Below are 15,799 nucleotides of genomic sequence, written 5' to 3'. Positions count from 1 at the left end.
CGTAACATTCTTGCTTAACCACATGTCACATCCAGACGTTCAAATTTTTTCTGCGATGCACTGGATTCATATTTCTTCAGATTGACATCGAATGAACAACTTCTATCGTTTTTACTTCCCCACATCACCTTGAGGCGATTAGTTTTCTCGTTAAGACGGGCATAAATTAGCCCCCCTTGAGCCACTACACCAACGTCATTATCATTACTATCTTTAACAACAGCACCGAAGGGAAGTGATTTTCCTTCCGGCAGCTTTGCTTTAATTAATACCATCCGCCCCTTGGTAGTTTGATAATTCAGCCGGACAATGGCTCCTGAGTAAGGTGCAATTTGTTGGCTAGTCGTTTGCAGTTCAACATCTAACGGCAATCCTTCCGGATTGATGGCAATTTGGTTCATTCGATATGGCGTAATATAAGGAACAAGAGCATAACCTGAATCATTTAATATCACGCCAGGATAACCCTCGACTCTGGCCCCTGCCGCACCTTCCGCTTTCACCACCGCCATGGTTTCTCCCATATAGGGGCTTGCGATCATCCCATCGGATATCCCAACCAAGCTTCCCGATAATCCTGCTGAGTAAGAATGGTAACCTTTACCTTCCGCGTATCCGCCTTTCAATTTGGTCTCTCTAAAACGGTAACTTCCTGAAATATTTCCAGAATTATTATTTTCTGCGTCTTTGACCAGACCTACGTTATAAGCGAACTGATCGCGCTCGCCCAAAATGCCATCCATACCCAGCTGACTAGAAATCCCCCTGCTATCATGGCTGGTGTAGCTGGACAGATTAGGTGAATGCATCAAACCGCCTAATGGCAGGGAAAGCATAAACATATACTGGGTTTCATTACGTCCAAGAGACTTCGACTGATTGACAGAGAGCCCATAGCTCAGACGCTGATAACGGTTGTTGTAACCAAGTTGATACTGCGTGTCCCTGCTTGCTTGTCCCCAATAATTTTGGGTATAACCGCTAACATACAGTTGCCCTCGTGCATCACCGAGGTTCTGGCTTAAGGTCAATGAAAATTTGTTTCTTGGCAGATCAAAGGGTTGCTGTCCGATTTTTTCTTCCCCTTTTTTATTCATATCGGCTAAAAGCACTGAATTATGAAGATCCAGATAGCCAGACGATGAAAATCGGTATGCAGCAATGGAAATGCTGCTATCGGTGGCAGAAATAAATTTACTGTAGCTGGCCCGCAGGCTACTGCCCTGCCGTTCATCAATACCATCGCTAAAGTGAGAGCCTGTAATATCTAATGCAAAAGCCCCAAGCGGCGTACCCAGAGCTCCCCCAGCTAATGCCGCGTAATAATCATTAGCCCCCATCAGGCCGGTGTAGCCCGTGAACCAATTATTAAAACCATACTGTAATGTCGACTGGAAAACTTTGGGGGACCAGGATACATTCTGATTACGCACTGTCCCCATAACAACGCTATATCGATAGTTACCCGGGCGAATTAGCTCGGCAACAGAAGCATAGGGAACCGTAAAGGTAGATACCCTGCCATCAGATTCTGTTACGGTGACCTGCAAATCGCCACCATAACCGGTTGGATAGAGGTCATCAATCGCAAACTCGCCCGGTGGCACAGTGGTTTCATAAACGACAGAGCTGTTTTGCCTGACGGTAACACGGGCATTACTTTGCGCTATACCACGAATTACCGGGGCATAACCGCGTTGAGAATCAGGTAACATCTGCTCTGCCGTCGCCATTTGCACGCCGCGAAAAGCGAAAGAATCAAACAAAGCGCCAGACGTATTGGAATCACCCAATAAAAAACGCGACTGAAGCGAGGAAATATCGCGTTGAACATTATTATTAATGGTCGAATAATGGCCTCTGCTCTCCTTATTCCAGTTGAGTGCGCCATTGTGACGAAACATCCAACCATTGATGTTCATTCCACCTTGCAAACCACCATAAAACGACTCCGTCGATGAGCCACTATTATTTTGCTGAAAGTACATAGTGTCGTAATTTGCGAATAAGGCATTTTCGCCCTTTTCCCAGAGTGACGGATCGACATAACCGTGTACATTACGCAGGAGGAAAGCTTGTGGCACAGCAACTTCCAATCGCATATCGGAAACATTTAGCCGAATGCTAGCAGCAGGGATTAACTCTTTCAACGTCAAACAGTTTGCCGACAGCTTAAGCAACTCAGTTTTCTGTTGATGCTGCGAGTCCAGTTTCAGGCCTAATTTATCAACCAGAGGAGAGGTCATGCAAACAACGGATTTCCCGTCCATTTCACGAACAGTTATTTTTTGCCGACCAAGCAATTGTTGATTAACATAAATATCAGGTTCATATATCCCAGGTAAAACTTTATATTCCCCATTAAACCTGGAAACATCAACCTCACTCCCCGTTGTTTTATTCAGGAACAGAGGATCAAAGTGAACAGCAGCGGCAACAGAATCAATTTTGACAACTCCAAAAATAACTGCAGAAGCGCAAGATGAAAGAAAAAAAGCTCTTTGGCAAAAGAGTATCTTCTCGTAAATAATACTTAGCACTCTCATAAATACATCCTTGTTTCACTTTTTATACTGAAAGATCTCGCTCTTTGGCTGTCACTACGGTTCCATAATCATTGATATACTGATACTTTATTTTACTCGCCGATAGATTTGTTTTTATTTTGAATATTTCTTTACTAAATGGCGAAATCATTCCCCCTTCGTCATCCTCTGCTCTATTCTTATTTTCATAAATTTCTACAGAGGCCAGAGATATATGGAATGGCGAGTTGTTTTTTGCTTCCAGATACACGTATCCTTTTTCCTTCGATGGCAAGGTTCGCCAGGTTATGCCTTCAGACGCATCAATAAGAGAAAGTTTTTCCAAACTCCTTGGCCTGAAAAATAATTTAATTCGCGTTCGGATTGCCATTTGCAAGGTATTAGCGTTAGAATTCTCTAACTGTGGTGGAATATCCAATACATTTAACCAATATACCGACTCTCTGTCTTTTGGCAGTGAACTCCCTGTGTAAGAAATTCGTAATGTTTGTCCTTGGCTCGGTTCAATACGAATAACCGGCGGTAAAATAACAAAAGGAACATCCATTTTATCTATTTGTGCATTAGCGCGACCGTCATCAATCCAAGATTGAACTAACGAAGGTTCAGAATTTTTGCTCTCAAGGCGCACGGTAACTTCACTATTACTCTCTGGATAGATAACACGAGTGCCAATGATGATGATACTTGCCAAAGCAGAGCTACTGGCAAACGTCACACCTAATAGAAAAAAGGCAATGAAATATAGTTTATTGCGAAATTTCATGCTGATAGACTTCCATCCAGAATATAATAACAATGGTGTAATGCAAGGAGCTTAATAGCTCCTTGCATTGTATTAATCCAACGAATACCTAACTAAAATAATTAGTTGTAGTCGATTGAATAAGTAACTGAAGTATTCAATTTACCTGCAGTGGTTTTACCTGTAGCAAAGTAACGAGCTTGATAACCCAGAGTAGCCGCACCATCAGTCAGGGCGGTACCATCCAAGCTACGCTGGCTGGTATTACCGGCTTCCAGAACGTTATCTTTAGCATCCAACAGTTGGACATCAACCTTTCCTGCGGCTTCAGAGGCTAATGCGGTATTCTTCAGGCGACCGGTAGCGGCATCAACATTAGCGCCGGCTTCAAAATAAGCACGAACGGTACCGGTTTTTGGAGTACAGTTGCTCAACTTCATAGTGAAATTGGTATTACCCGCAGTGGCATTTGCTGCAGCAAGCTGAGATACCGGCAAAGTTGGAAGGGTAATTGTAGCATTACCATTCGCACTGTCATTAACCTTAACATCACAGGTTGAGTCGGTCAGTTTTCCTGTAAAGGTAATGGTGCCTATCGGAGCCGCCATAACGACTGCAGGTGAAAGGCCCAATACTACCAGTGAAACGATCAATTTCATTTTCATTATAAGTTCCTTTTACATTTCTATATTATTTCAGTGCCGCTATTAAACTATTAAATGACGACATCAAGAGCGCAATCAACCTGTCAAGGCATATGCTTGAGTAATGACTCTAAAGGCAGGTTAAATTACGATATTAGGACTAACGTCTAAATGTCATTAGCCCAGAGAAAATAGCAGCGACTGCTGTAAGTGCAAAAAAACCTATTCCAGCGATACGCGATTGCACATTATCAGGTGACGGAATCTTAGAAGCTCCATTCCATTCAACGATTTTATCTTCTTTATTTCTATCCGGACGAAGGAAATTAAGAATATCAGAAGTGGTTATGACACCCCCTGATACTTTTAGCATCTCATCACTATCTACCTTGCGCATCAAGTCACTCCTCTACGATCAAGATTTATTTTTCAACCATGGTGTAATAAACGCGTCAATGAAAGAAAGCATAACGCTTACACCAAGCCCACCCACCATAGCACCTAAATTCTGACCGCTGAGTGGGTTTTTATCGCTCTTCAAAAATTTAATTAATCCTTCCGCGCTTTCTTTAAAATTAAAAGCACCGCCGGAAACTTTAGTTAACGATATATTATCAAGTTCTTTCATAACGCCCCATACCAAAAAATTAATGCCATATTGAATAGTATGGCATTAATTAAAATAGTTAGACCTTAGGAATTGGGAGAGTGTTATCGCCCCATTGCTCTACGGATTTGTTAAATAAAGACAGAGTTTTTGTCCAACCATTAGTTATACCATACAAACCGCCTTGAATCCCGCCCATAACAGCACCTACAATCAAACCTACACCGGCAGAAACAATACCAACACCCAGCATACCGCCAGTACTACCGCCAGAAACGGCTGCTTTATACATCAGGTTGGTTGAGCCCGTTACTGCACCTAAAACGCCAGCACCCATGGTATCAAAGAAACCGGCACCAGAAACCTCATCCACTTCCATAATTGTCAATTCACGCATGTATAACTTCCTTTCTTTTATACTAGAACAAAATAATGATGATAATGACAGCTTTCATTTCCTATGAAAGCGCATGTGGATGATATTGACTTTATCTCTCACCTACAATAGTAAAAAATCCATTTATCCATATTACCAATCAACTCAGACAATAAAAATGAAAATGAGAAGTAATGGAAAAGAATAAAATAACCTATCGAGCAAAAAATTCTAAAGCCGAGAGAAACATCCCCCTCGGCTCTAATTATTGACATCACTAATATCAGATTAAATTAACAGCCTTGCGTCCTCACGAGACCTATTCACAATGACCAGAGATATCCCCCCCTTCAAAAGCAGACATAAAATCATCTTTTTCGATTTCTTGCGCAACACCTTGGCTCAATAGTATTACCCTGTCAGCACTGCGAATGGTTTCAGGCCGATGTGCAATAATAATTCGGGTAATTGACATCGATTTAATGGAATCGTTAATGAATCGTTCGCGCTCTATATCAAGATGACTCGAAGCCTCATCCAGGATCAGGAAGTCAGGTTGTCGATAAAGGGCTCTGGCAAGTAAAACTCGCTGAATCTGCCCACCTGAAAGTGATGATCCCATGTCTCCAACCAAGCTGTGATATCCCATTGGCATCGCCAAAATATCGGTATGGATTTGGGCTATAGTCGCTGATTTTTCGATCAACGCTTGATCTGGCACTGAATCAAAGAAACAAATGTTATCCGCAATAGAACCGGCAAACAAAATGTCGTCCTGCATTACACAGCCGATACGCTCGCGGTAGTTATGCATACCTATTTTTCTAATATCAAGACCATCGATGGTAATGATGCCAGACTCCGGCTTTAACAAGCCCAACAGGAGCTTTGCCAATGTGGTCTTCCCCTGGCCAGAAGGGCCAATAATCGCCACGGACTCCCCCGGACGAATGGAGAAATTGCAATGGTTGATGACCAGGGGTTCGGTTTCCGAGTAACGGAAACACAGATTCTCTATATTGACTGCAGGCGCGGACCTATCAGACAACGTGGCGGGCAACGCTACCGTACTTTCCATGTCTTGCTCTGTATCCGTCAGCACAATGTCGGCCAAACGCTCCCCATGTAAACGAAGCATCGTAAATTCGATGACCGCATCGACCAAACCGGATGCTCGAGACATAAATTGATCGGAAAAACTGACGTAAGCAACCAGCATACCGCTGGTAAAGTTACCTTCCAGCACCTGCGTTGCCGCCAACCAGACAAGCACAATGCGCCCAACGCTTGAAATCGTGCCTTGCAGGGTACTGAAACCAATAGAAAGGCGCTCTATGGCAATACCTTTATTTGTCGCCTCCACCAACGCGTTCGCATAAGCCGCAATACGCGTTTCCTGCTTGTTATTAAGCTTTACCGCCTGGACGCCACGGATAGATTCAAGCAATTGAGACTGAGCACGAGCAGAAGCTACGATTTGATCTTCATTCGCTTGCCTGAAGGGGCTAAAAGCCACCCATCTAATGATCATATACGCCAGAAATAACCCTAATACCAACCAGGTTAAACTGCTGCTGTAGGCAAACAGCATTCCCAACGTAACAATCGCCATCACGCCGTCCAGGATCGAGCTGATAAAACGCCCGGTCAGTGTGCTCTGGATCGTGGAAATAGAACCAAAACGTGATACCACATCGCCAATATGCCGTTCTTCAAAATACGACATTGGTAGACCAAGCAGATGCGAACACACATTCGTTGTCCATTGCACACTAAGCAGGCTGGAAAACCAGGTCGTAACCCAAGAACGCAGCGCTGCGATGATATTTTGCAATATCATAATGATAATAAATCCAGTACCTAACAGCGTCAGCAAGTCGTAGTCCGCTGAAACCAGAACCTGATCCATTACCCATTGCATATAAAAAGGCGAAAGAATACCGAATACCTCAAGCGCAATAGAAAGGATCATAATCTGTGCAAAAGCAGACTTGATTCCTGTCACATTGCCAATCAGCTTCAACATCGAGATAGATTCTTTTTCACTCGCCTTCTTAAAAGAGGCCGAAGGTAGCAACTCAAGAGCAACGCCCGTAAAACAGCGTGAAACTTCATCCATCGGAACATCACGTTTGCCGCGAGCGGGGTCGTGAACAGTAATTTTATCTTTTGAAACACTCTTCAAAACAACAAAATGGTTCAAATCCCAATGCAAAATACATGGCTGCCGTAATTTTGCTAATTCATCCAAATCCAAACGCAGTGCTCGCCCCACCATGCCTAATCGGCTAGCCATTAACATTATATCGGCAAGCGTCGCGCCTTTTAACGATGTGGAAAAACGGCGACGTAAACTGACCATATCAATCGAATGACCATAAAAACTAGCAATCATACCTATGCATGCGAGACCACATTCTGCCGATTGAGTCTGTTGAATGACAGGTAAACTCCGACGCCAGCCAAAATTCAGGGACTCTAAAAACTTCATAACTGAACTATTCCTTACATGCTGTTCTCAAAAATAGAGATTAAACCGATGAATTCCGCCCCAATGCATAAAGTGGCTCAAGCACCCATTCATATAGACGGCGGCGATCAATAATAAAATCGGCTTCGACCGCACTCCCTGGTCGCAATTTTTCATTTTGGCCATAAACATTAATTTCTTGTTTTTCAAGCTCAACCAATACACGGTAATGTTGCTCCTGAACATTTCCCATTCCCGTCAGCGTCGCTACTTCTTGAGGTGAAAGCGCCACGCGTGAAACCTCTGAAACTTTGCCATATTGCTGACCAAATTTTTGGTAAGGGAAAGCTTGATAACGCAAAACGACTTTCTGTCCAGGCCGAATAAAGCCTATCGCTCTGCTACTCACCATAATTCGCGCCTGCAGGCGCCCATCTTCCGGCAATAGAGAAACCGCCGTTTGGCCCGCATTAACCATTTGCCCCAACTTCACTAATACTGTGCCCACCATGCCGTTATCCGGTGCACGCAATACAAAGGTGCGGCGGGATTCATTTTCAGCTAGCGATTGATTAATCTCAGAAAGTTTTCTTTCAATATCGTTATGCTGATTACGCATATTCAAGGGTTGCTCACGCAACTGCTGTTTTGTCTGTGCTAATTGCTGTTGTAAATCAATCTGTTGTCGTGCAATGTCCTGCAATCTTGCATCCGCTTCCAGCATGGCGGTTTCCTGCTGCTCAACCTGGACATTGGATGCATAGCCCTGCCCGCGCATCAACTGAGTTTTTTCCATTTGCCGACGAGCTAAATTCGCCTGCCTGACGCGTTGCTGGTGCAGTACATCCAGTTGCTTCATCTGAGAAGCCAATAAATCCTCACGCTCTTTCATCCCTCTTATTGCTTCACGGTTTAGTCCCTCGAGGCTTTTTAAATCCATTACAAGCCCATCTCGCTGAATTTTTAATTGGTCAGCTATCTTTTCACGCGTTTGCCCTAGCGCTGTGGAAATTTCCGATGAAATCGTGACCAGAGGATCGCCTTTTTTCACCAACTGCCCCTCATGCAAAGGAATATCGATGACAGTGCCTGCAACCATTGGCACAATATTCATGACACCATCCAGCGGAAGCAATTCTCCTTTTGCAGCTTCTCTTTTGGTATAGCTGCCACATATAAAAAATATCACAATAGATAGCGTAATAAACCCTGCGATGGCAATAACCAACCAGCGATAAGGTGGGCAATATAGAGCCACACTGCCAATAAGCTTAGATTTATTAGCGTCAAGAACTTCCTGACGGAATAATGAATCGCTCATTAAATATCATCCTTATAATAATCTATGCTTTTTGAGTTTTCCTTAGCACAGTTATACTCACTCAACGTTGAGTAATCCAACTGACCGATCGCTGCTGAAAGTTTTATTTTTGAAGTTAGAAAGTTGTATTGCACTTCAGCAAGATCCTGCAAGGTTTTATAGTAATCCTGCTCAGCATTTAACTCATCTATCGCCGTTCTTAATCCAATCTCTCTGCCGTATTTTGTAGACTTTACTTTATTTTTTGCAGAGATAAGGGATTTTTGCTCTGCTGAAAATAGTGCAACACCGTTCTTAACGCCTAAATACGCAGATTGAGTTTCTTGTCGCGCCTTGCGTCTTGCGTCCTCCAACATATCTTTCCCTTGATCACGGCGACGGAGTGCTTCTATTGACTGGGATATTTGCGCACCCCCAGAAAAAATGGGAATTGAAACGTTGACACCGATGGTACTTGAACGGGTTTTAGAGGTCGTGCCAAAAACCCGGTCTAATCCATTTTCATCTTCAGCTTTACTCCAGTTGCCACCGTAGCTGGCCTGCAACGTTACAACAGGCAGATGTGCACCATTTGCGGCCGTCAGATCCGCTTTGTTTTGGTCCAGTTGAAAAATAGCTGACTGTATACTCAAATTATTTTTCTCTGCCCGCTGCTGCAGAGAGGCAAGATCCACCTCAGAGTATGATGGCATGCACTGCATATTTATGGGTGAAATCGTATCTGGATTCAGCCCCGTTATTCTAAAATATGCAGTATTTGCGTCGGCCAGCTCATTAGTAGCCGAAATTTCTTTAGCTACTGATTTATCATAATTAGCCTGAGCCTCATCAACATCCAAAAGTGTCCCTTCTCCTAATTTCAACGCCATTTTTGCTTTGGCCAACTGCCTGGAATAGGTTGATTTGGCGCTCTGGTTGGTGTGTAGCACTTCCCGTTGATAAAGGACCATAAAAAAACTGTCAGCCACACTACTGATCAACTTCTGCTGAGCAATCAGCAATGTAATATCAGCGGAATTGGCGATGGCGACTCCTCGTTCCCAGGCGGCATACTTTGACATATCAAATAATGGCTGCGTGAGATTCACCGTATAATTATGTCTTTTCACCCCGGTTGCGTATGAAGCATGGGGTTGCTCTTGTTTCATATAACTGGAGTCAAGGCTGATATTGGGAAGAAGACCCGCAATCCCTTGAATTCGGCGCTGGCTATCCGCCTCTTGAGCATTACGTGCAGCGCTAATCTCCGTATCATGAACGCTTGCCGCAAGAACAGATTCCTGCAGCGTAGTGGCATAAATTACGTGAGAAAAAAAAAGCCCTCCCCAAAAAAATACCACAGGAAGCACCCTTGAATAATAATATTTCACGTCCAGACATCCTAATATAATAAATTAAAAAAACGGATTAAGTTATTACCGAATCATTTCATGTATATATGCATATTTTATCAACTCACTATTAGATTTTATCTTCAACTTCTTCATTGCATTATACTTTTGAGTTGAAACTGTACTCACAGAGCGGCTTTGAATTTCTGCAATTTGAGAAAGTGAATGCCCTAAAGAAAAAAGGCGAACAATCTCCCATTCCTTCACCGTCAAATCCGTAATTTTATTTTTTACGTCATCATTAATGGCTGTTTTCTTGGTTAATACCTCCGACAGATAAAACCCACGGCGATCCAATATAGATTCGCACGCGTATTTTATTTCATTAATAGCATCTGACTTGCTGACAATAGAGCTAACACCACAGTTCATCGCTTTTTTGATGATAGCGATGCTCCCGCTCTCAATGTATAAAATGATCTTTGATTCCGGTGAGATATCTCTAATTGTTCTAAGTTTAGAAAACCCGACAACATCATTGTCATTAACATCACAAAACAAATCAGTAATAATAATATCAATTTTATTTATTTTAATAAATTCAATTAAATTTTTAAAACCCCTATCATGCTTTCCGAATTCAACATCATAGCCAAGCTCACCCTTTATATAACTACAAAGAGAGTATTGAATAATTGGATACTTATCAGACACTGCCAGTTTTGGTCTAATTCTGTTTTTATCATCCATATTAAACCCTCCTTGAGGAAAATTGTTATAAAAATTAAAATAAAAAATCAAAATTTAAGAAAAAATAAAAAACCCCGCATAATCACCACAAACATAAAAATACCCTTTCCAATCCACTTTTGCCATCCTATATTTTTTCAATGTATAAAAAATAATAAAAAACATTTTACATGACAAAGTAAATTGAGATTAACCAACTGATTTAAAAGGATTTAAATGAAAAATACTTAAAGGTAAAAAATTCAATAATTATATATTCTATAGATATAAATAGGTGAATGTAAAAAAAACACGCCAATCCACATCTAAAAACATTAATGGCATACCTCAGATGTTGTACTGTTCGTAAAAAATATATGTAACCCTAAATATTTCACTTAGCTATAAATACGAAAAAATCGTTATTTTTTGACCAAAAAATACCATAAAATCAGATGATGTAAGTGGGCTATATTCTATTGCCATATGACCATATCGCATTTTATCCCGTAATACTTAACTGTGTCAGCGGCAGAAAATCCGGTACACGATCCGTTCCATGCCTCGCCGCATTGTCACAGTATTATTGCCCTGATGACGGACGGCATCACCCACAAAAGGCCAACGATAATTTCCAGCAGGGACGAATACCACACCGGAGAACGTTATTTATTTTTCGAAAGAAGTTAATAGTAGATACAATCGATATGCTGCCCTCAGTGACATACCGCCAGTACTCATTATGGTTCGCGTATGGCTGAATTCAGCAAAAAAACCTAAACCTCATGGCCTCTGCGCCCGTAAAGAGGAACAAAAGCACGAAGTTTAGGTTTTCAGTGACAACTTTATATAGGCTTAACTTTGGCATTTATACTCTATTTTTACCTCAGCAAACTCTCCGTCGGCAAATTATAGAATGATGATCCGGCATGTCCCTTCAGTGGGCGAAATAGTGCATGCCGCCATCTACCGGGATCACGGCGCCGGTGATATATCGCGCCAGCGGGGAACAAAGAAACGCCGCCAGATAAGCCATGTCCTCCGGTTCGCCAAAGTAGCCGATCGGGATATTCTGCTTGATGAACGCCTGGCGCGCGGCTTCGGTCGGGTGCAGTTTTTCGCGCACCTGTTCGCTGTTAATTCTCCCAGGCTGCAGCGTATTGACGGTAATGCCCTGCGCCGCCAGCTCGCTTGCCAGTCCCTTGGCCCACAGGTGCAGTGCGCCCTTGGCGGCGGTGGCGGCATTCAGGCTGCGCGGTTCCATCGAGCCGCTGATGTTGATCACTCGCCCCCAGCCCTGCGCCTGCATGCCCGGCAACAGCGCGTGGGTCACCCGGCGGGCCGGCGTAAAGTTCAGGGCAAAAGCCTCTTCCCAACCGGCATCGCCTTCACTCAACGCGGTTGGACGAGCGCCGCCGACCGCATTAATCAGGATATCAATCGTCCCCACTTGCCGTGCCGCCTGCGCCAGCATGCTGTCGAGCGCCGTCGCGTCGGTGATGTCCGCCGCGATCGCATACGGCCGCCGGGCACCGCTTCGTTCAACCTCGTCAGCCAGAGCCAGCAACCGGTCTTCGCGGCGGGCGGTCGCCACCACGGTGACCCCCTGCGCCGCCAGAACCCGAACCATACCGGCGCCGATGCCTTCGCTGGCGCCGGTAATCAGCGCAACACGATCCTGCAGCTGCAAATCCATAAGATATCCTAATTAAATTATTCAATTTCGCTAAAGAGATAACGGCATTGAATCACAGCCCACTCTGTGTGAATATTCCTTAAAATCGCGGCAATACTGTGCAGGAATTCACTGATGTTCGATTGGCAGGATTTAAAACACTTTGTGGTACTGGCACGCACCGGTTCATTGTCGGCGGCAGCGCGGGAGTTGGGCTGCGACCACGCAACGGTCGGCCGGCGGGTGGCGGCGCTGGAGAAGGCGCTCGGGCTGCGGCTGATCCTGCGGTTGCCACGCAGCACGCCGCTGACGCCGGACGGCCAAAGGGTGGCCGGACTGGCGGCAGAGATCGAAAATCAAAGCCACGCCATTGCCCGCCATGCCCGCAGCGCCGGAGAAACGCCGCAGGCCCAGGTGCGCATCAGCGCGCCGCCGTCGGTCGCCGCACGGGTGATAGCGCCGCATATCGCCGAATTTCACCAGGCTTTTCCGCATATTACGCTGGTGCTCTCCGGTGAAGCCTCCATCGCCGAACTGGATCGCGGCGACGCCGAGGTGGCGGTACGCATGGTGCGGCCACAACAGCCGGATCTGCTGGTGCAACGCATCGGCATGATGCGCTACAGGCTTTACGCTACCCCGCAGCACGCTGCCCTGCCGGAAGCGGCACGGGCCTTTATCGCCTACGACCATCACTACAGCAACCAGCCTCACCAGCAGTGGTTGCAACAGCTGTTGCAGGGCCGCCCGGTGGTGTTTCAGGCCAGCGATCTATTCTCTTTGCAGGAAGCCGCGCGATCGGGGCTGGGTGCCGTAGTATTGCCGACGTTCGTTGCCGATAACGACCCGGCCTTGGTGGCGTTGCCGACGTCTATCGCACCGCCAACGCGCGAGTTATGGCTGGTCACCTACCCCGATCTGGCGCGTTCCACCGCCATCCGCACGGTCATGACTTTCCTGAGCGATCTCATCGGGAAAAAATGCCCGACGGTAACGTGAAACATCAGAATGGCTAATTGAATGCTGGACAAAAGTGACGCAGGGGATTATTACTGATCACCGCGGAATTTACTTTATGGACGGCTGTGATCATGACATTGCGTACTGAGTTTGGACGAATTTTGATTACCGGCGCGGGCGGCCGGGTCGCCACGGCATTCCGTCAATCGGTAGGCGATCGCTATCAACTGCGGCTGGCGGAAAGAGACATCAGCCTGTTGACCGGCCTGCAACCCGACGATGAAGTAATCAGCTTCGACATTGCCGATCTCGACGCCTGTCGCGCGGCCTGCGCCAATATCGATACCGTGCTGCACCTGGCCGCCGATCCTTCCCCCGACGCAGATTTCTGCAACTCGCTGATGGATAACAATATCCTTGGCACCTACAATATTTTCCGCGCGGCGAAAGACGCAGGCTGCAAGCGTGTGGTGTTCGCCAGCAGCGCGCAGGCGGTGGAAGGCTACCCGCTGGATTATCAGATCCGCCCGGAAGACGCGCCCAAACCGAAAAACCTGTACGGCGTCAGCAAGGCGTTCGGCGAAGGCATCGCCGCCTATTTCGCCCATCAGGAAGGGCTTTCCGCGCTGTCGGTGCGCATCGCCAACTTCACCACGCTGGAAGCCGGCGAGCAGTTAAGCGCCCGTGACATGAGCGCTTTCCTCAGCCATCGCGACGCCGCCGATCTGCTGGAACGCTGCGTCCGCATTGAAGGCGTGCACCATGCGGTGGTGCACGGCGTCTCCAACAACCGCTATAAGCGGCTGTCGCTGGAAGAGACCAGCCGCCTGCTCGGCTACTACCCGCAAGACGATGCGTTCAGCATTCTGGGCTTCGCCTAAAGTTTGTTGTCGATGCGCTGCAGCAGGTAGGGGAAGAACGGGTTGGAAGCGATGCGCATCAACGAATCGAGATCGACCACCAACACCGACCGTTCGCCGCGCGCGGCGATAGTGCCCAGGCTGATGCCGAACTCGTTGCGCTGCGCCGGGAAACGCCCATACAGCGAATCGCTCACCGGGAACGGCAACGCCACATGCGACAGCGAATAAATATCCGCCGGGTAAGTCATCCCCAGTGGCTGCACGCTTTCCACAGTTTCCCCGGCGGGCGTTATGCGGGCAATCGCCTCACTGCTTTCCAGTGAGGCATTGGCGATTACCGTCGTCTGGTAACGGCGTGGTGGCGCAGGCAACAGTTGGCTGACCGCCGCCGCCGCATTTGGCCGCAACAGCGGCCCGAAGTTGATCGTTCGATTGACGTCAAACAGCACCAGTTCGCTGCCGTTCGCCGGCAATTCGTTGTATAAGGCGCGGATCACTGCCCGGGTGCTGACGGTGGAATCCATCACCGACTGGAAGGTCAGCACCGGCGGCAATGCGCCCAGCTTGCCGTCACGCGCCGCACGGGCGATTTGCTGTTGCAGGCTATTGCTGAGCAGATAAGACTGGCGCGCGCCATTCACCGGAAACGAGTTGTATTTATACGGATTAAACTCCGGCAACACCCCTAGCCACGCCGCTTTGGCAAACGCCGGGAACACCGCTGGCCAGCCGGCGATGCCCGCAAAACGGGCAAAGCTGGTCACGCCGATCATCGGCGAGATCAGAATCAGCCGCTGCGGTGCCGCCAGTTTCGGGTCTTCCAGCGCGTCCAGCGCATATTTCATCGCCAGCGCACCGCCGTTAGAAAAGCCCACGATATGCAGCGGCTTGTCGCCCCCGACTTTACTGCGTGCCTCGCGTACCGCCAACCGCGTCGCCGCCAGCCAATCGCGCCATTCGATATCGGTCAACGCCCCCGGCACCGTGCCGTGCGCCGGCAGGCGAATGCCGACCGCCACAAAACCGCGCTGCCGGTAGTTTTCGGCGATATGCCGCAGGCTGTAAGGGGAATCGGTCAGGCCGTGCAGCAGCACCACCGCGCCGCGCGGTTCGCCCTGCGGCAACAGCTCATAGGAGCGGTTCCAGTCCTGAGCGAAGTGCGGCGGATACACAGGGCTACCGTCGAAATAGCGGTTAAGCGGAATGCGCTCGCTGGCAGCAAGCTTGTCGGTGACGTTGGCCTTCACCTCGTCGAACACCCGGTTTTCGGCGGCCAGGTATGCTTGCCAGTCAACCTTATCCAGCTCGAAGGCAGACAATTCGTGCGGTACAAAAGTGTGCCACGGCTCCAGCGCCGGGCCGCGTTGGGTGTCGTAAACCCGCACCGCAAGCAACGTGAATACGACGGTGACGACCACTATCGTCAGCCGTTTGATCCCTTTGATTATCGCCCTGGACGGCATGCTCACCCCTGAATTCACGGTTATCCAGCAGCGATTATAGGTGCTAAAGGGGCTCAGGGGCAGCGGTGT

General features: G+C 47.2%; 14 protein-coding genes. 2 read left to right on the top strand and 12 right to left on the bottom strand.

What is annotated here, in order from left to right:
• Positions 1–14 precede the first annotated feature (14 nt).
• The 11 genes from V2S86_RS21895 to V2S86_RS21845 all read right to left on the bottom strand — a co-directional run bounded on the left by V2S86_RS21895 (position 15) and on the right by V2S86_RS21845 (position 12,465).
• Positions 15–2,546 carry a fimbria/pilus outer membrane usher protein gene (locus tag V2S86_RS21895; protein WP_330764116.1) on the bottom strand — a complete coding sequence of 844 codons (2,532 nt, stop codon included), beginning with the start codon at positions 2,544–2,546 and terminating at the stop codon, positions 15–17.
• 22 nt (positions 2,547–2,568) lie between these two features.
• Positions 2,569–3,312 (bottom strand): fimbrial biogenesis chaperone, encoded by a 744-nt coding sequence (locus V2S86_RS21890; RefSeq protein WP_330764115.1) that lies wholly within the window; start codon positions 3,310–3,312, stop codon positions 2,569–2,571.
• 101 nt (positions 3,313–3,413) lie between these two features.
• A complete protein-coding gene (locus tag V2S86_RS21885) occupies positions 3,414–3,956 on the bottom strand; it encodes a fimbrial protein (RefSeq protein WP_330764114.1) in 543 nt (180 codons plus the stop codon).
• A gap of 139 nt (positions 3,957–4,095) precedes the next feature.
• Positions 4,096–4,332 (bottom strand): hypothetical protein, encoded by a 237-nt coding sequence (locus tag V2S86_RS21880; RefSeq protein WP_330764113.1) that lies wholly within the window; start codon positions 4,330–4,332, stop codon positions 4,096–4,098.
• Positions 4,333–4,350: 18 nt separating this feature from the next.
• Positions 4,351–4,563, bottom strand: a complete 213-nt coding sequence (locus V2S86_RS21875) for a hypothetical protein (RefSeq protein WP_330764112.1) — start codon at positions 4,561–4,563, stop codon at positions 4,351–4,353.
• Between the two features lie 58 nt (positions 4,564–4,621).
• The gene (locus V2S86_RS21870) at positions 4,622–4,939 is read right to left on the bottom strand and encodes a hypothetical protein (RefSeq protein ID WP_330764111.1); all 318 of its coding nucleotides are present in this window, start codon (positions 4,937–4,939) and stop codon (positions 4,622–4,624) included.
• A gap of 298 nt (positions 4,940–5,237) precedes the next feature.
• The gene (locus V2S86_RS21865; protein WP_330764110.1) at positions 5,238–7,409 is read right to left on the bottom strand and encodes a peptidase domain-containing ABC transporter; all 2,172 of its coding nucleotides are present in this window, start codon (positions 7,407–7,409) and stop codon (positions 5,238–5,240) included.
• Positions 7,410–7,449: 40 nt separating this feature from the next.
• Positions 7,450–8,709 (bottom strand): HlyD family secretion protein, encoded by a 1,260-nt coding sequence (locus V2S86_RS21860; RefSeq protein ID WP_330764109.1) that lies wholly within the window; start codon positions 8,707–8,709, stop codon positions 7,450–7,452.
• Complete coding sequence (locus V2S86_RS21855; protein WP_330764108.1) at positions 8,709–10,079, bottom strand: TolC family outer membrane protein; 1,371 nt, start codon at positions 10,077–10,079, stop codon at positions 8,709–8,711. The genes V2S86_RS21860 and V2S86_RS21855 overlap by 1 nt, the downstream gene beginning before the upstream one ends.
• Before the next feature lie 45 nt (positions 10,080–10,124).
• Positions 10,125–10,790, bottom strand: a complete 666-nt coding sequence (locus V2S86_RS21850) for a response regulator transcription factor (RefSeq protein WP_330764107.1) — start codon at positions 10,788–10,790, stop codon at positions 10,125–10,127.
• A gap of 916 nt (positions 10,791–11,706) precedes the next feature.
• The gene (locus V2S86_RS21845; RefSeq protein ID WP_330764106.1) at positions 11,707–12,465 is read right to left on the bottom strand and encodes an SDR family NAD(P)-dependent oxidoreductase; all 759 of its coding nucleotides are present in this window, start codon (positions 12,463–12,465) and stop codon (positions 11,707–11,709) included.
• A gap of 114 nt (positions 12,466–12,579) precedes the next feature.
• Here V2S86_RS21845 and V2S86_RS21840 point away from each other — a divergent pair, with 114 nt between their 5' ends.
• Both V2S86_RS21840 and V2S86_RS21835 read left to right on the top strand, forming a co-directional pair.
• Positions 12,580–13,443 (top strand): LysR family transcriptional regulator, encoded by an 864-nt coding sequence (locus V2S86_RS21840; RefSeq protein WP_330764105.1) that lies wholly within the window; start codon positions 12,580–12,582, stop codon positions 13,441–13,443.
• 92 nt (positions 13,444–13,535) lie between these two features.
• Positions 13,536–14,285: an NAD-dependent epimerase/dehydratase family protein gene (locus V2S86_RS21835; RefSeq protein WP_330764104.1), complete on the top strand. Its 750-nt coding sequence runs from the start codon at positions 13,536–13,538 to the stop codon at positions 14,283–14,285.
• Here V2S86_RS21835 and V2S86_RS21830 read toward each other — a convergent pair.
• On the bottom strand, positions 14,282–15,730 hold the full coding sequence (locus V2S86_RS21830) for an alpha/beta hydrolase (RefSeq protein WP_330764103.1): 1,449 nt from the start codon (positions 15,728–15,730) through the stop codon (positions 14,282–14,284). The genes V2S86_RS21835 and V2S86_RS21830 overlap by 4 nt on opposite strands.
• Positions 15,731–15,799 lie beyond the last annotated feature (69 nt).

Origin of the sequence: Serratia sp. C2(1), from assembly GCF_036352655.1 — a bacterium.
Lineage (GTDB): Bacteria > Pseudomonadota > Gammaproteobacteria > Enterobacterales > Enterobacteriaceae > Serratia > Serratia inhibens.
Note: the sequence above shows the minus strand (reverse complement) of the source record. Positions and strands in the feature narration are given on the sequence as shown.